The sequence below is a fragment of the Pseudoalteromonas sp. SR41-4 genome, from assembly GCF_014163985.1.
GTDB classification, from domain to species: domain Bacteria; phylum Pseudomonadota; class Gammaproteobacteria; order Enterobacterales; family Alteromonadaceae; genus Pseudoalteromonas; species Pseudoalteromonas rhizosphaerae.
This window is the reverse complement of sequence record NZ_JACJEI010000015.1, coordinates 49350-68540: the sequence shown is the minus strand read 5'-3', so window position 1 is coordinate 68540 and position 19191 is coordinate 49350. Positions and strand designations below refer to the sequence as shown.

The 19191-nt window shown below is 39.7% G+C and carries 18 protein-coding genes; 10 read left to right on the top strand and 8 right to left on the bottom strand.

Annotated features, from left to right (window positions below; genetic code table 11):
* Positions 1-9 precede the first annotated feature (9 nt).
* Genes H5180_RS13300 through H5180_RS13290 form a run of 3 tightly spaced genes read right to left on the bottom strand, consistent with a single transcriptional unit; the run spans position 10 to position 2445 of the window.
* Positions 10-510 (bottom strand): DUF3299 domain-containing protein, encoded by a 501-nt coding sequence (locus H5180_RS13300; RefSeq protein WP_149983159.1) that lies wholly within the window; start codon positions 508-510, stop codon positions 10-12.
* 10 nt (positions 511-520) lie between these two features.
* Positions 521-1759, bottom strand: a complete 1239-nt coding sequence (locus tag H5180_RS13295; protein WP_182758372.1) for an ABC transporter permease — start codon at positions 1757-1759, stop codon at positions 521-523.
* Entirely contained in the window at positions 1756-2445 is a 690-nt protein-coding gene (locus H5180_RS13290; protein ID WP_182758390.1) for an ABC transporter ATP-binding protein, read from the bottom strand. The genes H5180_RS13295 and H5180_RS13290 overlap by 4 nt, the downstream gene beginning before the upstream one ends.
* Before the next feature lie 184 nt (positions 2446-2629).
* Between H5180_RS13290 and H5180_RS13285 the strand changes: the two genes are divergently transcribed.
* From H5180_RS13285 to H5180_RS13255, 7 genes are all read left to right on the top strand, one after another.
* Complete coding sequence (locus H5180_RS13285; RefSeq protein WP_182734512.1) at positions 2630-3736, top strand: phosphoribosylaminoimidazolesuccinocarboxamide synthase; 1107 nt, start codon at positions 2630-2632, stop codon at positions 3734-3736.
* A 163-nt stretch (positions 3737-3899) separates the two neighbouring features.
* A complete protein-coding gene (locus tag H5180_RS13280) occupies positions 3900-4559 on the top strand; it encodes a methylamine utilization protein (RefSeq protein ID WP_182758371.1) in 660 nt (219 codons plus the stop codon).
* Positions 4552-6864, top strand: coding sequence for an EAL domain-containing protein (locus H5180_RS13275; protein WP_145234720.1), 2313 nt, complete (start codon positions 4552-4554; stop codon positions 6862-6864). Before H5180_RS13280 ends, H5180_RS13275 begins: the two co-directional genes overlap by 8 nt.
* Positions 6851-7684, top strand: coding sequence for a DUF3034 family protein (locus tag H5180_RS13270; protein ID WP_145234722.1), 834 nt, complete (start codon positions 6851-6853; stop codon positions 7682-7684). Before H5180_RS13275 ends, H5180_RS13270 begins: the two co-directional genes overlap by 14 nt.
* The gene (locus H5180_RS13265) at positions 7684-8103 is read left to right on the top strand and encodes a group 1 truncated hemoglobin (protein WP_145234724.1); all 420 of its coding nucleotides are present in this window, start codon (positions 7684-7686) and stop codon (positions 8101-8103) included. Before H5180_RS13270 ends, H5180_RS13265 begins: the two co-directional genes overlap by 1 nt.
* 92 nt (positions 8104-8195) lie before the next feature.
* Positions 8196-9263: a CDP-glycerol glycerophosphotransferase family protein gene (locus H5180_RS13260; protein ID WP_182734517.1), complete on the top strand. Its 1068-nt coding sequence runs from the start codon at positions 8196-8198 to the stop codon at positions 9261-9263.
* Positions 9260-9661, top strand: coding sequence for an adenylyltransferase/cytidyltransferase family protein (locus H5180_RS13255; protein WP_182734519.1), 402 nt, complete (start codon positions 9260-9262; stop codon positions 9659-9661). Before H5180_RS13260 ends, H5180_RS13255 begins: the two co-directional genes overlap by 4 nt.
* A 36-nt stretch (positions 9662-9697) precedes the next feature.
* On the opposite strand, the gene H5180_RS13250 is transcribed toward H5180_RS13255, so the two are convergent.
* Positions 9698-10714, bottom strand: a complete 1017-nt coding sequence (locus H5180_RS13250) for a CDP-glycerol glycerophosphotransferase family protein (RefSeq protein ID WP_182758370.1) — start codon at positions 10712-10714, stop codon at positions 9698-9700.
* A gap of 235 nt (positions 10715-10949) precedes the next feature.
* On the opposite strand from H5180_RS13250, the gene H5180_RS13245 reads away from it, so the two are divergent.
* Positions 10950-12185 carry a capsular biosynthesis protein gene (locus H5180_RS13245; RefSeq protein ID WP_145234728.1) on the top strand — a complete coding sequence of 412 codons (1236 nt, stop codon included), beginning with the start codon at positions 10950-10952 and terminating at the stop codon, positions 12183-12185.
* Positions 12118-12972, top strand: a complete 855-nt coding sequence (locus H5180_RS13240) for a sulfurtransferase (protein ID WP_182731307.1) — start codon at positions 12118-12120, stop codon at positions 12970-12972. The genes H5180_RS13245 and H5180_RS13240 overlap by 68 nt, the downstream gene beginning before the upstream one ends.
* On the opposite strand, the gene H5180_RS13235 is transcribed toward H5180_RS13240, so the two are convergent.
* The 3 genes from H5180_RS13235 to H5180_RS13225 form a co-directional block, all read right to left on the bottom strand.
* Positions 12941-14485: a tetratricopeptide repeat-containing sulfotransferase family protein gene (locus H5180_RS13235; protein ID WP_259399573.1), complete on the bottom strand. Its 1545-nt coding sequence runs from the start codon at positions 14483-14485 to the stop codon at positions 12941-12943. The two genes, H5180_RS13240 and H5180_RS13235, sit on opposite strands and share 32 nt — an antisense overlap.
* Before the next feature lie 64 nt (positions 14486-14549).
* Complete coding sequence (locus H5180_RS13230; protein ID WP_182734527.1) at positions 14550-16982, bottom strand: TonB-dependent receptor; 2433 nt, start codon at positions 16980-16982, stop codon at positions 14550-14552.
* A 208-nt stretch (positions 16983-17190) separates the two neighbouring features.
* On the bottom strand, positions 17191-17568 hold the full coding sequence (locus H5180_RS13225) for a DUF5522 domain-containing protein (protein WP_145234736.1): 378 nt from the start codon (positions 17566-17568) through the stop codon (positions 17191-17193).
* Positions 17569-17625: 57 nt separating this feature from the next.
* Between H5180_RS13225 and H5180_RS13220 the strand changes: the two genes are divergently transcribed.
* Positions 17626-17952: a hypothetical protein gene (locus tag H5180_RS13220; protein ID WP_145234738.1), complete on the top strand. Its 327-nt coding sequence runs from the start codon at positions 17626-17628 to the stop codon at positions 17950-17952.
* 153 nt (positions 17953-18105) lie between these two features.
* Here the strand turns inward: H5180_RS13220 and H5180_RS13215 are convergent, their stop codons facing one another.
* Positions 18106-19074: a class 1 fructose-bisphosphatase gene (locus H5180_RS13215; protein WP_145234740.1), complete on the bottom strand. Its 969-nt coding sequence runs from the start codon at positions 19072-19074 to the stop codon at positions 18106-18108.
* Positions 19075-19191 lie beyond the last annotated feature (117 nt).

Below are 19191 nucleotides of genomic sequence, written 5' to 3'. Positions count from 1 at the left end.
GTACCTGAGTTACAGCTCAAACGGTGCAACGCCGACGGCTGTCATTTTATAGCCCACTTGTGCAATGTCGCCACTCCAGGTTTCAGTGCTGATGACGCCGGTAACGACTATGGCATCGTACAAACTTTCAATTGGCACGCCGCCTTTAATTGTCACATGAACAATTTGATTCGGTGGTGGTGGTGGCACGTGGATGCAAGCACCAAAGTAAGGCACTAATAAAAACTCAGTAATCATTTCGCTGTCACCTTCAAGAGGTACTACAAACCCAGGTAAGCTGACTGATTGGCCATTAAGTTCCTTAACAATTGGTGCATCTAGATCAGGTTGCACCCAATTTTGCTCTGTACCTTCATGGCTAGCTTGATCTTGAGTATCTATTTGTACATGTCCCTTAGGAATTAAATCTTCCCAAAAAATTTCTTTTGGTTCATTGGCATAACTACTAAAATTATAACCAAAGCTAAAAATAACTAAGCAAAGCAAAGTGAGCTTTTGAAAGTACTGCATGATATTCCTCTTAAATTTTAATGCTCATGCCATCAGACAATGAGTAAAAATAGGCGCGGGTGGCTGGTATCCAACCAACGATAAAGCCGGCCGCCATAATAGCGCCGATCAATACCAGTTCATAGCTCGATAGCATCGCAATGGTGATTGTGATGCCGGCATTACTTTGCAAGTAACCTGTGGTAAGAGACATTAATAAATAAAATAACCCACAACCTACTAGGCAACCTAAAAAGGTTATCAGTAGTGATTCTATGCTGATCAATGTGAATAAATGCCAAGGACGCGCACCGACAGAGCGTAAAATGGCCAATTCGCGGCGGCGTTGGTTAAGGCTGGCCAATAGGGTCGTTAGCATGCCTAGCAGACTCACGAGTACCACTACGATAGAAAACAGCAACAAGATTTTTTCAACAATTGTCAGCATTTCCCATAGCTCACGCAAAGTTACACCAGGCATGATGGCAAGCAACGCTTCAGGTTTGTACTGATTAATATTACGCCTTACTTGTAACGTATAAAGCGGAGAATCAAAACCCACTAAAAACGCGGTGATTTGCTTAGGTTCGCCTGTTAGATCATCATGCTGTTCATGTTCATGGCTGGTGTGGTTACCGCTGTGGATCAGTTCAATAGCCGCTAATGGAATATGTAGGGTTTTATCAACTGGCGTGCCTGTCGCATCTAAAATGCCAACCACAGTGAAAGGATTATCATCATGATGATGAAAGCTGGTATTACCCATACCGTGTGAAATAACGATACTATCACCCAGCGAATAGCCTAGCTTGGCTGCTACCTGCGCGCCCAGTACGACCTCATTTAAATGGGCGAAGGCGCGGCCTTGGCTAAACCTAAGCTGCTGCTTTTTAGCAAATTTATAATGTTGAAAATAATCAGCGGAGGTGCCCAGTACCGCTTGGCCTTTATGGCTATCTCCTAGTGATAGCGGAATGGTCCAGTTGACGCCGCGTTGCTGTTTTATATATTGGTAGCTTTGCCAGCTAACGCCATTATTAGCATGACCGATGCGAAAAACCGAAGACAATAACAGCTGTATATCTCCGGTACGAGCGCCAACAATTAGATCAGTACCAGAAATGGTATTACTAAAACTACTTTTGGCATCAACCCGTACTCGCTCAATACTCAGCAATAACATGACACTAACAGCAATAGTAAACAGAGTTAAGAATGCACTAGCGCGGCGATTATATAAGCTACTAATAGCAAGTTTTAAGAGGATCATTTACCTTGCTCCTGTAGCGACACTAAATCAATGTTGCGATTAAAAAGTGGTTGTAAGCTGGTATCATGGCTAACAAAAAGTAAGGTGCTATTCGCTTCGTTTGCTTGTGTAAAAAGTAAGTTGATAAAAGACTGGCGATTGTTTGCATCAAGAGCAGACGTTGGTTCATCGGCAATTATCAATTCGGGGCTGCCAATAAAAGCGCGCGCCGCCGCGACTCGCTGTTGCTGACCAATACTCAAGCTAGCCACATTTTGTTGGTGTAATTGCTCGTCTAAGCCCAGTGCATTTAATAGCCTTGAGGCCTCTTGATTAAGGGTTGGACTATTAATTAATGCTTTTTTTTGCCGTGGTTTTGAAAATTGGCAACCTAATGTGACATTATCAATCGGTGATAGGTAAGGAAGTAGATTAAAATTTTGAAAGATATACCCAATATGCTCAGCGCGAAACTTATCGCATTTACTTTTACTTAATTGACCCAGTTCACAACCTAAAATACTCAATTGGCCTGATGTAGGACGGTTAATACCTGCAAGTAACGACAATAAAGTGGATTTACCACAGCCGCTAGGGCCATGTAAAAACACATGTTCGCCTTTAGCAATGCTAAGTGTTGCAATTGCTAAAGTGGGTTTGACTTGTTGTTTTTGCCATTTAAAACTTAGCTGCTGTATATTAATCATCACGTAAATTACTACTGGATTTTGATGTTATCTTATAACGTGTATAATAAAATACCAACTAAACTGCGTTAAATCACATAGTGCTTTAATTGTGATTTCCCCCGGTCTCGATTATTATTAGCGGCTTATAACCCCATACCCATACGATCGCCCTTACAGGGCGTGCCATATACTCGGAGATAGCATGACTAGCTATAAAGTTTTAGACGTAAACGATGACTTACCAATACGCACAAAGGGCCCAGTTCACAGTGGCAAAGTACGTTCAGTTTATTGGTTAACAGACGAAGACAGCGCGCGTTTGATCAGTGACAAAGGTTACCAAGTGCCAAAGGGTACAGAACTGGCTATTATGGTTATTTCTGATCGTATCTCTGCATTTGATTGTATATGGCAGGGCGAAAATGGTTTAAATGGCGTGCCAGGTAAAGGGGTCGCATTAAACACAGTTGCTGCTCATTGGTTTAAGTTATTTGATCAGGCAGGCCTTGCAGGGAATCACATTGTTGATATTCCGCATCCGTATGTGTGGATTGTACGTAAAGCCAGTACAGTAAAAGTAGAAGCAATTGCTCGTCAGTACATTACGGGCAGCATGTGGCGTGATTACAGTAAAGGTGTACGTAATTTCTGTGGATTAGAATTACCTGAAGGCTTAACGGCTAATCAAAAGTTAGACGATGTGTTAATTACGCCATCAACAAAAGGTATTATTACTGGCGTTGCAGATATTCCTGCGGTGGATGATGTCAATATTACCCGTGAAAACATAACTAATAACTTGAGTGTGTTTAATTTTAAGTCCGAAGATGATGTTGCTCAATACGAGAAATTACTTGTTGAGGGTTTTGCTTTAATTAGTGCTGAGCTAGGTAAACTAGATCAAATCTTTGTCGATACAAAATTTGAGTTTGGCTATGTAGAAGATATTGATGGTACAGATAAACTAATCTATATCGATGAAGTTGGGACGCCTGATTCATCAAGAATTTGGGATGGTGCTGCGTATCGTGATGGTAAAATTGTTGAGAACTCTAAAGAAGGGTTCCGCCAATTGTTAATTAATAATGTGCCTGATAGTGATGTGTTATTGAATAAAGATCGTATGCTTGAACGTGAGCAACTAGCAAAAGATTACATTTTACCTGAGTCGGTTATGTTAGCTGTTTCTGATACTTATGTAGGTATCGCTAGCAAAATTGTGGGTCGTGATATTTTAATTCCAACAGATCCGCGTAGTGAAGTAATTGCCATTTTAGACGGGCAATATGGTTTAATTTCTAATGCTTAATTACTAGTAATCAACTTGCACCATTTTAAAAGCTTAGAGTTTTGCTATTATTTATAGTTACTGGGCTTTTATTCTTGCATTTAGAGTCAGTCTCTAATTAACTTAACCTAAGATTAATTAGAGATACTCATATGTTAGTGTTCGCACAACAGGGGATGACCAAATGAGACTGCAAGTAATGGCAACAAAAAGCATCATGACAGTTTTCGCTATGGTGCTTGCATGCGATGTTTATGCGCAAGATGTTACGCTCAACATCGTTGATCAATATGGGCAGCCTCTCACCAATGCAGTGATAGAAATTGCTAGCGAAAGCAATAAAACATTATCGCAACAGTTATCTGTACTGATAATGGATCAAGTAGATAAGCAGTTTTCACCAACGCTTTTGATTGCTCACCAAGGGCAGCAAGTGAACTTTCCTAATAGCGATAATATTCGCCACCATGTATATTCTTTCTCGGAAGCTAAACCATTTCAGTTAAAGTTATATTCTGGACAACCAGAAGCTCCGATTACATTTGAAAATCAAGGGGTTGTGGTGCTTGGCTGTAATATCCATGATTCTATGCTAGGGTATATTTATGTTGCGAAAAGCGCTGATGTTTATCAAAGTGATGAGCATGGGAATGTGCAACTAAGTGGCCTAAATTTGCCAGTACAGCTAACTATTTGGCATGCTTTACAAAAGAACGCACTCGAAGCAAAACAGCCTTTAACGTTAGCTGTAAATTCACCTCATAGTTTACAAGTGACACTGCAAACAACTGAGCCTAAGCCACGTAATACTTTTGGTAGTAAGTTTAAGGGTGGGAATGACTAATAGTTTAAAAAATCGCATAACTGTTTTATGTGTAGGCTTAGTGTTATTAACTACTGTTGTGAGCTTATTTAGTTTTTGGTGGTCGACGAGTCAATTTAATGAAAAAAAGGTCACCCAAGATATTAATGTGGCTGAAAATGTCTATAAGCAGTACCTAGCGTCAAAAGAAAGTTTATTGCTCACAGCTGCAAAAGTACTGACTGCTGATTTTGGCTTTAAACAAGCGGTTGCTACCAAAGATGCAAATACCATTAGTAGCGCATTGTATAATCATAGTCAGCGAATCAATGCTGATTTAATGCTGCTTCTAGATCTGTCAGGAAAGTTAATTTCTACTAATAAACAGCAAGATTTTAATAATAACTTACAAGAATTAATGAATGAGTTGCTCAATAATACCGAGCAATCTAGTTTTGTAGTGCTACACGAACAATTGTATCAAGTCATTTTACTACCAGTTAAAGCCCCGCGTACTATCGCCTACAGTTTAGTAGGTTTTAAAATTGATGATGAGGTTGCGGTTGAACTAAAAAACTTAACAGGTATGGATGTAAGCTTTATAGCTAAAAGCGATAATTTGGTTAAAAGCTCTTTGTTAGAGCGTCCAAGCCCATTTATTCCAAACGAGTATTTTCATAATTCCACCACAAAACGTATTTTTGGTGAACAATTGGTATATCGCAATCGCGATGTACATTTGCCTTCACTTGACGATCATCCCGTTAATGTATTGCTTAGTGCTGATCTAACGCAGAGTTACAGTGAATTTGAGAGATTGTTTTACACGTTAGTCATTCTTGCGTCTTTAACGATTTTTATCGGCGTTATTACCAGTAGTTTATTGGCCAAAAACTTAACCATGCCGTTATCACAGTTGGCGAGTTTAGCGCGGCAGTTTGCGCGAGGAAACTACAGTGTTGATGCGATGAGTAAAAACCAAAGCAATGAAATAGCTACATTAATTGATGCTTTTAAGAACATGGGTAATGATATCCAAGAGCGTGAACAACAAATTAGCTTTGCCGCAAAGCATGATTCTTTAACTGGTTTTTATAATCGTTCTGCAATGCTGGAAGTGTTGAGCGAAAATCTTGAACAAAACCAAGAATACACCTTAGTGGCAATCGATATTCGTGGTCTTAGGCATATTAACGATAAGCTAGGAGCTCGTATTGGCGATGACTGCTTAAAAGCTGTGGCTTTACGTATTGCTGAGTTTTCAGATGAGTTTGGTGGTTTACATGCACGTATTGGTGGTGATGAATTTTTAACCGCTTTTCCTAGTAGTGCAGGGCGTAATCTTAAAAGTGGCATAGTCGGGTTAATGGCGCAGTTACAAGCTGGTTATACTATTCAAAAGCTTAAAATCAATTTACGTTTTAGTGCTGGTGTGGTGGAGTATCCTTCGCAAGGGTTACAAGCGGATGATTTAATGCGTCGGGTCTTGATTGCTGTGGATAGTGCCGCAAGTGCTCATGAAAATATTCATTATTACCTGCCTGGAGAGGATGAAGCGCATCTTGATAGGCTCATTATGATCGATGAGCTCAAGCAAGCGATTAATGATGACGATGGTCAATTGTTTATGACCTATCAGCCTAAATTACATATCGCTACACAACAAATCAATAAAGTGGAATCGCTTATTCGTTGGCAACGCAAGGATGGTAGTTGGGTATCGCCGGAGCTATTTATTGACCTAGCTGAACAATCGGGATTAATTGTTGACCTTACCGGTTGGGTGGTAAAAACAGTAATAGCACAGGTCGGACTTTGGCAACAGCAAGGCATTTATATGCAAGCTGCAATTAATGTTTCAGCCCAAGATATCGCTTATCCCGGCTTTCACTCCAATTTAATTCGTACATTAAAACAGTTTTCAGTTGCACCTGCGCTTATCACGATTGAATTAACAGAGCGCGATATGATTGAAAATGAAGAAAAAGGTATTCAAGCGTTGGAAAACTTGAAAGCAATCGGTGTCAAAATTTCTCTTGATGATTATGGGGTTGGGCAAACATCGCTAGGGCGCCTGAAAATGTTACCTATTGACGAGCTGAAGTTAGATAAGTGTTTCATTCTTAAACTAGATGAATCTGAAAAAGATCAGTTTATTGTTGAATCTACGATTACCTTAGGTCATCAGCTTGGCTTCTCTGTTGTAGCCGAAGGGGTTGAAACATTAGAGTCGCTAGAGCTGCTACAAAAAATGCAGTGTGATCATGTGCAAGGGTATTATCTAAGTCGTCCACTCAAAGCAGACGTGTTTGAGCAGTGGTTGGAGCAGTATAATGAAAAAGCTTAAATTATTATGTTTAACTGTTATCGCATTATCTGCATTTAATACTTTTGCCTCAAAAGGCAAGCTGCTAGCAACGCCAGGAGTATCGCAAGTAGAAGGTAGTGGTGGTGGTGGTATCGTGCCTTGGGCGCAGCTTGCGGGTTATGCCAGCGAGGATGAGTTTTCTATTAATGGCTTTTGTAGTCGGGCCGATGTTACCGATTACAGCTTAGATGTATGCGGTGCACAAGTTAACTTATTTAATCGCGTTGAGCTTAGCTATGCACAGCAAAACTTTGCTGTGCCGGCGCTAAATACCGAGATAGAACAAGAAATCAGCGGTGTTAAGATTAGGCTCTATGGTGATATTGTTTATAGTGACTGGCCTCAAGTTACCTTGGGAGTACAACATAAATCACTTGATGATGGCGCAGTCGCTATGTTAGTAGGGGCTAAGGATACCTCCGGTACGGATATTTACCTTGCTGCAAGCAAGCTACATTTAGGGGCCATTGCAGGTTATAACTGGTTTTGGAATGTTACCACGCGTTATAGTGAAGCAAATCAGCTTGGCTTACTCGGATACGGTGGGGCGAATAGCAATGAAAAACTATTATTTGAAGGTAGTACTGCCATTTTTCTTAGTCGAGAAGTTGCTGTTGGAATAGAGTATCGTCAAAAATCAAATAATCTCGGATTGGGTGAGCAAGATTGGCAAGATGTGTTTGTTGCTTGGATACCAAATAAATACGTAAGTGTCACTGCAGCATATCTTGATTTAGGTAGTATTGCTGGGGCAAAAGACCAAACCGGTTGGTACTTATCGGTAACAGGATATTGGTAATGGGAAAAATACTAACAACGATAGTGTTAATAGCCAGCTTAGCAGGTTGTTCATCGGCTTCAAATCTAACGTTGTATCAGCAACTTGGTGGTCAAGCAGGGCTACAAAGACTGGTTGATAGTTTCATTAATCAAATCGGTAATGACGAACAAATTATTCATTACTTTGAGCATGCAAATATTAGCCATTTCCGTGAAGGCTTTATTAATCATTTGTGTGTACTAACTGATGGGCCCTGTGAATATACGCGTGATAGTATGGTTGATATTCATACTGGCATGCACATCACGGAGGGTGACTTTAATCATGTGGTTGATTTGTTAATTAATGCCATGAATGAACAAAATATTAGTCATACAGTGCAAAATAAAATACTCGCGAAAATGGCACCACTGAGAACCGAGATTATTAAGATTTAAGCAAAAATAGTCGTTGTTATGATAGTTTAGGCTGAAATAAAATTATGGTTTCTGTACAATGGCATTTGTTTTTGGTTAAATTAATGTAAATTATGTTCGTGTATTTTGATGTTTTGCATATTTATTATATCCCTCAATACTTACCAGTTATAAAAAAGCTGACCAAAAAAGGGCATAAATGTGTATTGATTTTTTATAAATCGCAGGATGCGAAACTAATTTCTGTTTGCAATAAGTTTATTGCAGACAATCGGCTATCAGCAGTTTGGCTAAATGATACCAGTCAGGCTTTTGCTTTTTACCAAAAAAGTGAAGTTGATTGGATTATATTTGGTAATGCATTTCCACAAAGCGAAAAGTTAAATAAAAAAACAGCACTGATGCAACACGGAATTGGCCCCAAACAGTGCTACTACGATGTATCAAATGCAGGAATGACTGTAAGGTTTGTTGAAGGGGTACATCGGAAAAAGCGATTACAAAGCCTTTATCCTAACGGTACTTTTATTGACTCAGGTTATGCGAAGTTAGATCCTCTATTTGACTACAGTGTTGAAAAAATATCACTGGAAAAGCTCGGTCTTGATCCTAATAAAAGAACATTGCTATATGCGCCTACATTTTATCCAAGTTCAATTGAGTGTATGAGCGACCATTTTGCGTATGACTTTGCAGATTATAATATAATTATAAAACCACACTTTTTTACGCTTACAAAACCACGTTATAAAAAACAACGCTTTAAATTAGCTAATTGGAAAAAACACACAAATGTTTATATTGCGGATGAAAATCAATTTGATTTAACACCATTTATTGCGGTTGCCGATATTATGCTTTCAGACGCATCGTCAGCTATTTTTGAATTTGCTGCACTAGATAAACCCGTTATATGGTGTGACTTCTATAAATTACGCTGGAGTTACCGTGGTATTTTTTCATTTCGTTTGAAAGGGCGTTTGGATGATGATATTCATTATTTTAATGAAATTTGTTACCCTGCTAAGCATTATCAAGATCTCGCCAATATGATTAGTCAATCTAGTTACGAGAGTGACGTTTTTAAAGAAAATAGGGCGAGACTTATTAAGTTGCTCGCTGGTAAAATGGATGGCTTATCTGCTGAGCGCATTGCTAACTATTTAGAGGAAAATAAATGAGGCGAGTAATAACTTTTGGGACGTTTGATATTTTCCATGTTGGCCATATCAATATATTAGAGCGAGCGAAAGCACTGGGTGATTACTTAATTGTAGGTGTATCTTCAGATGCTCTTAATAGGTCAAAAAAAGGCCGTAATCCAGTTTACAGTGAAGCAGATAGAGTGAGAATAATCAGTTCATTGCGTTGCGTTGATGAGGTGTTTATTGAGAAATCATTAGAGCTTAAAGGTGAGTACATTACTGAACATAATGCTGACTTATTAGTAATGGGGGATGATTGGGCTGGACGTTTTGATGAATTTAAAAGCTTGTGTGATGTTAAATACCTTACTCGAACCCCATCAATTTCAACCACTGAAATTATTGAAGTGGTACGTAATCCATTATCGCAATAAATGTTGTAAGGTGGGGCCTGCCCACCTTCGATTTAATTACTTTAATTTTATATAGTTTAGCGCTTTACGGATTTTGTATCTGCGCAGTAGATTAAGCGGCTTTTGCATAACTCCGGTCTCAATAATCTGTGCAGTTGCTGCTAGTATGCGTTGAGCGCTGTTTCCATCAGTAAAAGGATGTACTTGAGTTATATACTGGTTAATTTTCAGTTGCTGCTCATCGCTGAAAGATAATGCTTGCTCTAGCGCGTTAGTTAATTGCTCTGCAGCTGTGATATTAATTAAAGCATCTTGAGGTTGGCTATTGTTAAAGGTGATAACGGGTTTGCCTAATAATAATGATTCATCGACTGCACTTGATGTATCTGAAATAACCACATCAGCGTGTTGAATTAATGGGATTAAGTTATCGTTTTGGCAAATTTCAAAATGTTCCATTTCAGCCAGAGTCTGATAAAGCTTTTGCCACTGAGGTTTAGTTTTTGGATGAAACTTCAGTTTTATATCGTAATCACCACTACTTGCAAGTGATTTTATTTGCTCAAATAAAATCTCGAGAGAAGATAAATTTGGCGAAAATGTTGGCGCATATAAGATAACGGGCTTCTCATTTTGCCGTTTTTCGTAATTAAAATAAGGATCAAGTTTCGGCCAGCCAGTTTCTATCACTCTAAAATAACGGTATTTTTCTGCTAAGCGTGTAAATGGTTCCGTTGTAAGAGGACCGTGAGTACAGTACAAATCAAAAAAACCTCGAATAGCAAAATGACCTTTCTTTTTATATTCTAAGCCATGAAAAACTTGCACTTTCACTCCGGGGAAAAAATCTGGGACTACATTTCCAGGTACGAACACTGCGCAGGGATTAAAGTTTTTGACATCTTCAATATTTTTAAGTTGTTGCTCTCCTTCTAACAAGCCGTTGGCAATTCCACTTCTTTTTGTAATAAACCAGCAGGCTTTATCTCCATTTGCTCTAATTGCATCTTGAATTGGGCGTAAAATAGCAAAGCTGTAAGGTTGTTCTACATAAAGCAAGTAATGTTTAGGCATAATGGGTCGCTTTTAGACTTTTAATTGGTAATTCAATATGTGGCAGAAAAATTAGATAACGCCATCTTATTTATTAAGTTTTACCGCCTATAATACAATTTTACTACAGTAAAATAAATCTATGTGATCTGCATCTTTTAAGTAGCTAATAAAGTATTGTAACGCTTCATTCATAAATAAGTCATTATTACGGCTTAGTATTTATATCAAATATTAAAATTGGTATAAGCACCCTATGCACTTTTTATTCGTATCTCGTCGCAATGTACATGCTCGCTACTATAAAAAGTTAATCACTCAACTAAATTTAAGTGCTAGTTTACATATTTTTGGTAAGCCAATACTGCGTGCATTAAAGTACTTACCGGAGGCATTTAAAGCGTCTTTTGACGATATAATAGCTACTCAGATAAAGCGTAAACAAGCAAAGCATGCTATTTGGCATAGTTACTTGTTAATCTTACCTTATTACCTTCTACTCAATTTTGTCGAGCGTTGTCGCTACGCTAAGTATTTGGCGTTACTTACTCGGGAAAAACCAACACATCTGGTTATTTGGAATGGTCATAAACTGCCTAATATCACAGTAGTAAAAGCGGCGAAAAAGCTAGAAATTAACGTTTTTTATTATGAAAATGGCTTGCTGCCAAATACTAGCTGTTTAGATCCTAAAGGTGTTAACTTTGCATCTGCAATTAAGCGTGATCGAAATTTTTACCTTAATTTTGAATCATCATATGCATCTGATTTAAGCGCTTTAGCGTTAATGCCTCGATCAAATCACAAAAAACGTAAAGCATTTTTACAGAGTAAGTTACCGCCAAGGTATATTTTCGTGCCTTTTCAGGTTCCCCATGATACGCAAATCGTTTGTTATTCGCCCTGGATTAATTCAATGGAGATGTTATTTACAGAAGTAATGACAGCGATTGAAAAACTAAATGATCCAGAGTTAAAAGTGGTATTTAAAGAACACCCCTCTTGGCATAAACACTATTCTCATTTATATAAAAAGCACCCTCAGGCAGTATTTGCCAACGGCAATGTGACGGCTGATTTAATAGAAAATGCACAGGCCGTGATCACGATTAATTCTACCGTCGGACTAGAGGCGTTATTGTTAGGGCGCCGTGTTATTACGCTTGGGCAGGCTTGCTATAACATTGATGAATTGGTTTTACATGCGCGCAATAATGAGGAGTTAAGTGAAAAAATATCGCAAATGAACCAAGGTTGGCAATTCAATGCTCAACTTAGAAATCAATTTTTCAATTATTTAAAGCATGTTTACAGTGTCCAAGGAAGGTGGCAAGATTGCTCAAAAGAACATGCTGATGCTGTTGAAAAACGTTTGTTAGGATTGGATGTTTTTTCTCAGCAAATTAATGAAGTAAAGGATAACAATGAAAAACATCGTAACTTGCCAGTGGTTGAACGAGCACTTAAACGACCCCAAGCTGATTATTTTTGATGCCGGTATGGTGCGTCCAGGTAAGCTGGGAGAGTATAAACCAGAAGCTAAGTTACCTAATGCGCAGCGTTTTGACTTTAAAAAGCAATTAGCCGATCAAGACAATCCGCTACCGCATACCATGTGCAGTGCGGAGCAATTTACTCAGCAGATGCAGTTAATGGGGGTTGATAAAGATTCCTTAGTTATCATCTACGAAGACCAAGGCTTATTTAGTGCTGCAAGAGGTTGGTGGATGTTTAAAGCCATGGGCTTTGATAATGTCAAAGTACTCGGTGGTGGCCTTGCTAAGTGGCAGTCGTTGGGTTATTTAACTCAAATTGAATATAGCCGCCATTATCATAAAGGTAACTTTGTTGCCAAACCGCGAGTTGGTTACTTTATTGATGCTGCTGCAGTCTTTCAGGGCATAGATGATGAACATACCGTACTACTTGATGCACGAGGTTATCAGCGTTATTTAGGTGAAATGGCAGAGCCGAGAGCTGGGATGCGCAGCGGCCATATTCCAAATAGCCGCGCTTTACCTTTTGTTGAATTATTGGATGATGGCGAAGCAAAACCATTCGCTGATATTAAAGCTGCTTTCGAGGCTGTACTTGGCGATCAAGCAGATCTGCAAACTACCTTGCAATTTAGTTGTGGCTCCGGCGTTACTGCATGCATCTTGGCGTTATTTGCCGATGAGTGCGGATATGAAAATCTGCATGTTTATGACGGCTCATGGAGTGAGTGGGGCGGCCGAGACGAACTACCTATCGAAACGGGTCCTTGTCCTTCGCGTTAAACGCAAATCCGTAGTGCTGCCAGTAATCAATGGCTTTATTATTGAGAGGCTGGCGTACTTGTACTTTGCTTGCTGTTGCCGACGGGCTATGTTGCTTATGAAAATCCAGACACTTAACTTGCCAAGGTAAATCACAAAAATCATAGAGCAGCTGCGTGCTTGTGATTGGCTCTGATACTAATGTTTCGTATTGCATAATCATCACATTATCCGGGTGTTTTGCTGCAAAATGATTTATCAAAGAGCTGTAATCTTGATAAAAACTATCGATGTCTTGCAGGTTATAGCTATAGTGATGAAACGCACTGGCTGGGCTGTACAGTTGGCGGTAATTAGCTATACAGCTAGCTTTTCGGCCTCGTTGCATGCAAATGATTTTAGCCTTCGGGAAAGCCGCTAAAATTAAATCGATATAGTAAAAATTAAATGGCTGTTTGTCGCAGCTGCGTAGCTGTGGTGCTACTAGTTGACTAATACGCTGTTTATACTGACTCAACTGCGCCATTAACGCAGCATTTTTATATGCGTCATTGAGCACAACGCTATTTAATGCTTGAGCATTATTACCTTGGCAAACCTGGGCAATATCATTGAGTTCACCAACACCTTGCACCAAATCTGATTGATTCATTATTTTTTCTAGCAAAGTAGTCCCTGAGCGCGGCATACCAACAATAAATATCGGGGTAAAATCGTTGTCGCTTAAGGACGGCGTATACCTGTGACTTAAGGTTATCAGTTGCTGGCAAAATGCTTTGTGAGCTTGCGCATCATATTTTACATGCTGATAGATCGCTTGCTTACTTGTAGTAAAGTGGGCAAAGGCTTGCTTATAATCAGCGCAATGCTCGTAATTGAGTGCAATCGCATGGTGCAGAAATTGTTGCTGCATCGGCGTTTTAGCGTATTCGGTTAAAGTTAACAGCTGTTGTAAATGCTGCTTAGCCTGCTTGTTATTGTTAAGTTCAGCTAGCGAATAGTGAGCTTGAAAATGTTGCGGGTACTGTTTAACAAGCATTTGTAGTAGCAGTATTGCATCACTAAATTGCCCCATGATTTTATAGGCCACAGCTAAGTTATAACTTATTTGCGGATTGTTAGGGGCTTGTTGATAGGCCCGTAATTGCCACTCGAGCGCCAGTGGATAATGGCCTAAACGAGTCAGTACATTAGCAATTAAATCGCATTCAATAACTTCATAATATGGATGTTTTATTGCTTCAGTTATATATTGCTGCGCATCTAACAGCTGCCCGCGCAGTACGGAAAATTTGGCTGAGTGAGCAAAATATAAAGGTAGGGGCTCAATACTAATCGCCTTGCTTAAGAGTTTATTTGCTTTGCTTATATCATTTGCTGCAACATTTACTTGCGCTAGCAAAAAATAGCTAAAGTGATCATCTGGTGTGTTTTTAATATTATTGATCAGTAATAAGTGCGCGTCATTAAGCTTGCTATGATTAATAGCGTGCTCAATTTGTTGTTGTAGGTTTTTTTGTATCGATGTCAACATGGCAATAAGCATAAAAGCCTTGGCGTAAAACACCAAGGCTTTTTTAATTTATAGATAACCGTTATTACAGTTCAAAGTTATACGTAAACTTCATGCCGATAGTGCGCGGCGCTGTAGTGTAGTGACCATACACACGTTGTAGTTCAGGGAGCTCTTTATTTAGCTCTTCATATTTTGCCATACCGGCCCATGATTTATCACGGCGTACCGAAGTAAAGGCATACTTATCGAATAAATTATCAACATAAATAGTGGCAGACCACATATCACCCGTTAGCTTGGCTGATAAGTTACTCAAGGCATAGCCTGCAAGTGTTTCACCATCGGCTTTTAAGCCAACTTTAGTGATCACATCACTTTGCGCGGTCATACCGTAGTTAATGCTCAGTAGTTTATCGTCTAGTACATCTTGTTCATAACGCAGGCCGAATGAAAGCTGATGCTCAGGCGCGCCTGGTAGGCGGTCTCCATCAGTACCATCGTAGTATGCTTGATACTGTGTATATTTTTTATCTAATGTACCTAATAAACCTGGTGCATCCTCGGTTAGCTCAGCTTTTGCATAGGCGTAAGTTGCGTAGGCCGTCCAGTTATCAGCAATTATAGCGCGAGAAGAAATTTCCACGCCTTTTGAATTGGCAGCACCTGCATTAGAGGTGATCAGCTCTTGACCATTCACAGTTGCAGTACCAACTTGCGCATCTTTCCAATCAACATTAAATAATGCCGCGTTAAAGTGTAGACGATTTTTAAACCAGCTCGATTTAAAACCAAGTTCATAGTTAACGGTGGTATCTGGTTTATAATCTTCTTCATTCGGAAGAGCACAAACAATTTGTTGTTCCGGTAGTACGTCAGGACAAGGGGCAATGCCGTTACCACCACCAATTCTAAAGCCTTCACTTACAGTAAAGTAAGCAAGTACACCAGAGTCAAAGGTGTAGCTGGCATTAAATTTAAACAGGTTACCGTTGTCGCTAGCGCTAACGTTTTCCATTGCTAAATCGTTAAGAGATTCAAAGTCACCTGAATACAGTGGAGTCGCTGAACCTGCCGTGGTTGATACATCATATTCATAGAAACGTGCACCAAGTGTCACGTTAAATTGATCGGTAAACGCATAACCTACTTCACCAAATAGCGCTTTTTCAGTGGTCTCAGAATCACTGACTAAAATATACTCGAGGTCTTGTTGCAGATTAGGAATATCATCGCCCCAAAACTCAGTTAAACCGGGTGTGTATTCGCGATCATCTGAGTGAGTTTCAAGCTTGTTGTAGTAACCACCGACAATCCAGTTAAAAGCGCTATCAGAGTTAGACACTAAACGAATTTCTTGAGTGAAACTATCACGTTTTGATGTATCCAAGGTTTGCGCAACAAACGCTGGAAATTCTGCATAACCAGTCCATATGTCGTAAAGCAAGTCTGTTTGGTCGCGTTGCCCAGATTGCTCATAGCTTGACCAACCAGATGCTGAGACAAGTTCAGCAAAGCCTAGATCCGCTTTAATTTCCAAGCTTAATAAGTCGTTTTCTTCTTCACCAGGCTCAAGTATGCGGGCGGCATTTTCGTATTGACCCACCATACCTTGTAAGGCACTGCTGTCACTTAATGAATTATATTGCGATGTAGAATTACCGCCATTTTCTTGTTTTTGATAAAAATAGTTTAGCGTTGCCTCTACAGCTTCATTAGCTTGCCAGCGCAGTGACACACGACCTGTGGTAATTTGCTCATCATTTACATCACTGACACTGCGCAAGTTAGCACTAACATCCTGTGGGTTGGTAAAATCAGGATTTGGGTTTGATACGCCTGGGTTTTGTACTACGAAGTTATAATCGATATAACCTGGGTTGGTGTAGTAATTGACGCTAGCGCGGATTGCCAATACATCGTCAATTAACGGCGTATTAAATACTAAACCAAACTCACCGCCAGTGCCGTCACTTTCGTTTAAGCTAAACACATCACCAGTGACTTGCCCTTCGGTAATATCGAGCTGAGGTTGTTTTAATAAGTAACGAATTGCACCACCTAATGTTCCCGCTCCGTATAATGTACCTTGTGGACCAATAAGCACTTCAACACGGTCTACGTCTGTTAAGCGTAAATCAATATTTAGTGGAATTTCACCCACGTAAGTCGCTACTGTACCACCATCAGAAATACGATCAGAAGTATTGGTATTTAAGCCACGGACAATAATTGGTGAACCTTCACGGCCACCTTGATCAGAAATAGTTAAACCTGGCACCCAGCGTGCCACATCTTCAAGATCACCAATGTTTTGATCTTTGATCACATCACCATCAAGGGCGGTAATATTAAGTGGTGCTTCTTGCACTGAGCCCGCACGACGAGTCGCGGTAATTTGAATTGTTTCAATTGCTTTTTCTGTTGCAACTTGTTGCTCCGCTGCAACAGCATGACCGGCAGTAAAAAATTGGGCGGCTATTGCGCAAGCGACAATATTAGGCTTGAACTGTTTCATTGATTATCCTGTTTTTTGTTTATCTGGTTGTCATTTTCTAATAAGAAAGCATGTTATAAAAAGATAAACAAGATGGCTGAAAGGGTACGGAAATTAATATGCAATTATATAGATAAAATATTCATCAAAAAACGTTTTTTAGTGCTTTAAAGAGTTTTTATTGCATATTAATATTTGTATGAATTTTTTTCTCTTTATGGTTTTTTTGCTATTTTGCATCACTTGTTAATTTTGTGTTTTTGAATGGGCAGTTTTTACAATTGTTTTTACAACATGTACCACGTTTTAAAAAGAACCAGCGTGAGAACACCATATAGTTGTTCTGCATTGTATAATCGAGATTTTCTATTAGGGGATTATGGCTAGAGAAAGAGGCTGCAAAACTAAGCTGATTTTTAAGTGGTTGCTGATAGAGGGCATTTAAAAATAGATTGATTTTAGTCAACGTACAATCTCTGCATAAACAGCTGGTGGTTGTGCTATCAAGCGGTAAAATAGCAGGCAGCTCATTGCACCAACAGGCATTGATATCATCAACATTGCAGTTAAGAGTCGCTTGGCATTGCGAGCAGGCTAAAATAGTCATTAGATATATTTTAATCTTTAATGAAATAGTCAGTTACAGGATAACAGATAATTAAAAATGAACAGAGCACAAGCGTTAGCAGAATTTGTCACTTTTGGTAAATACAAAGACGAGGCAATAAGTATTATTGTTGCATCAACAATAGATAACCAAGGCCCAATTTACATATTGACGCTCGCAACTGTTTTGGATGTGCTCACTCGCTGCCAAGCAGATGAGATTGATTTAGACGATCTGGAGTTGTGGGCGAATGTTATAGAATCTAGAACCGACATCGACTACAGCGGCGTCGAAGGGGTTATCTATGCCCTCAGCAACAGCGAACAAATGGGCGAGCTTGATAAGAGTAAAGTTGCGAAGTTGGTTGAATTATTAGCAAGTTAGTAGGGGCTAGGTTCTAGGGATATTGCGGCTAACTTCGCCTTGATATGGCTGAAAATAAAAAACGCGGCATAAAGCCGCGCCTACGATGTGATTGTTATCTGAGGAAATCACTTTCCTAGAGCCTTTTACCTAGCTCCTCTATCCTAAAGTCTATTACTTATGATATCCCAAGCAGGTTTCTACTTCGTTTTTCGAACCTAAAATCACCGCTACGCGTTGGTGGATAGCGTCGGGTTGAATATCCATAATGCGTTCTGTGCCAGTTGAGGCGATGCCGCCGGCTTGCTCGATCAGCATAGCCATTGGGTTTGCTTCGTAAAGTAGGCGTAGCTTATTTGGTTTGTTTGGATCTTTAGTGTCGGTTGGGTAGGTAAAAATACCACCGCGACATAACACGCGATGAACATCACCGACCATGGCGGCAATCCAGCGCATGTTAAAGTTACGCGCTCGTGGGCCTGTTTCGCCAGCCATTAAGTCATTTATGTAGTTTTGCATCGCAGGCTGCCAATGGCGTTGATTTGACGCATTGATGGCGTATTCGTTGGTCTCTTCTGGTACTTGGGCAAAATCTTGAGTTAATAAGAAGCTGCCGTGTGTTTTATCTAGCGTGAAGAAACGAGTACCTTTGCCAGTCGTTAATGCAAGCACTGTAGATGGGCCATATAATACATATCCCGCAGCGACTTGGCTTTTACCCGGTTGCATAAAGATACTTTGATCTGCAGGATCTGAGCCTTCAGGCGCTTTCATTACTGAGAAAATAGTACCAACCAGTGAATTGATATCGGTATTTGATGAGCCATCAAGTGGGTCAAACGCAACGATATATTCTGCATTCGGGTTACCAGCTACTGTGTAGTCTTCTTCTTCTGAGGCTATCGCTTTTACGTAGCCTGACTCCAGTAAAATATCTTTAAGTAGTTGGTTGGTCAGAACATCGAGTTTCTTTTGTGTTTCGCCTTGAATGTTTTCATCAAGCGTTGAACCTAGTACACCGGACAGGGCACCTTGGCCGACGCGGAATGAAATTTCTTTACAGGCCGCTAAAATCGTTCTGATCAATGAGATTAACTCTCTAGGGCAACCGTCTTCAAGTAATACCGGAGGTAGTCTACGCATTCTATTTTCCTGATAACGTTATGGGCCATGATAATCATAGGGTGAGAGGGATCATCACAGCAAGCGCTGAATTTCGTCTTAAATAACTGTATTTTAGGTGCAACATCCTATACTGGA

Excerpts from the sequence above, each read along its gene's own strand:
- H5180_RS13235 (WP_259399573.1), bottom strand. The coding sequence starts at position 14,485 with ATGTTGACATCGATACAAAAAAACCTACAACAACAAATTGAGCACGCT.
- H5180_RS13295 (WP_182758372.1), bottom strand. The coding sequence starts at position 1,759 with ATGATCCTCTTAAAACTTGCTATTAGTAGCTTATATAATCGCCGCGCT.
- H5180_RS13270 (WP_145234722.1), top strand. The coding sequence starts at position 6,851 with ATGAAAAAGCTTAAATTATTATGTTTAACTGTTATCGCATTATCTGCA.
- H5180_RS13265 (WP_145234724.1), top strand. The coding sequence starts at position 7,684 with ATGGGAAAAATACTAACAACGATAGTGTTAATAGCCAGCTTAGCAGGT.
- H5180_RS13280 (WP_182758371.1), top strand. The coding sequence starts at position 3,900 with ATGAGACTGCAAGTAATGGCAACAAAAAGCATCATGACAGTTTTCGCT.
- H5180_RS13240 (WP_182731307.1), top strand. The coding sequence starts at position 12,118 with ATGAAAAACATCGTAACTTGCCAGTGGTTGAACGAGCACTTAAACGAC.
- H5180_RS13250 (WP_182758370.1), bottom strand. The coding sequence starts at position 10,714 with ATGCCTAAACATTACTTGCTTTATGTAGAACAACCTTACAGCTTTGCT.
- H5180_RS13225 (WP_145234736.1), bottom strand. The coding sequence starts at position 17,568 with ATGACTATTTTAGCCTGCTCGCAATGCCAAGCGACTCTTAACTGCAAT.
- H5180_RS13220 (WP_145234738.1), top strand. The coding sequence starts at position 17,626 with ATGAACAGAGCACAAGCGTTAGCAGAATTTGTCACTTTTGGTAAATAC.
- H5180_RS13215 (WP_145234740.1), bottom strand. The coding sequence starts at position 19,074 with ATGCGTAGACTACCTCCGGTATTACTTGAAGACGGTTGCCCTAGAGAG.
- H5180_RS13230 (WP_182734527.1), bottom strand. The coding sequence starts at position 16,982 with ATGAAACAGTTCAAGCCTAATATTGTCGCTTGCGCAATAGCCGCCCAA.
- H5180_RS13260 (WP_182734517.1), top strand. The coding sequence starts at position 8,196 with ATGTTCGTGTATTTTGATGTTTTGCATATTTATTATATCCCTCAATAC.
- H5180_RS13300 (WP_149983159.1), bottom strand. The coding sequence starts at position 510 with ATGCAGTACTTTCAAAAGCTCACTTTGCTTTGCTTAGTTATTTTTAGC.
- H5180_RS13255 (WP_182734519.1), top strand. The coding sequence starts at position 9,260 with ATGAGGCGAGTAATAACTTTTGGGACGTTTGATATTTTCCATGTTGGC.
- H5180_RS13275 (WP_145234720.1), top strand. The coding sequence starts at position 4,552 with ATGACTAATAGTTTAAAAAATCGCATAACTGTTTTATGTGTAGGCTTA.
- H5180_RS13245 (WP_145234728.1), top strand. The coding sequence starts at position 10,950 with ATGCACTTTTTATTCGTATCTCGTCGCAATGTACATGCTCGCTACTAT.
- H5180_RS13290 (WP_182758390.1), bottom strand. The coding sequence starts at position 2,445 with ATGATTAATATACAGCAGCTAAGTTTTAAATGGCAAAAACAACAAGTC.
- H5180_RS13285 (WP_182734512.1), top strand. The coding sequence starts at position 2,630 with ATGACTAGCTATAAAGTTTTAGACGTAAACGATGACTTACCAATACGC.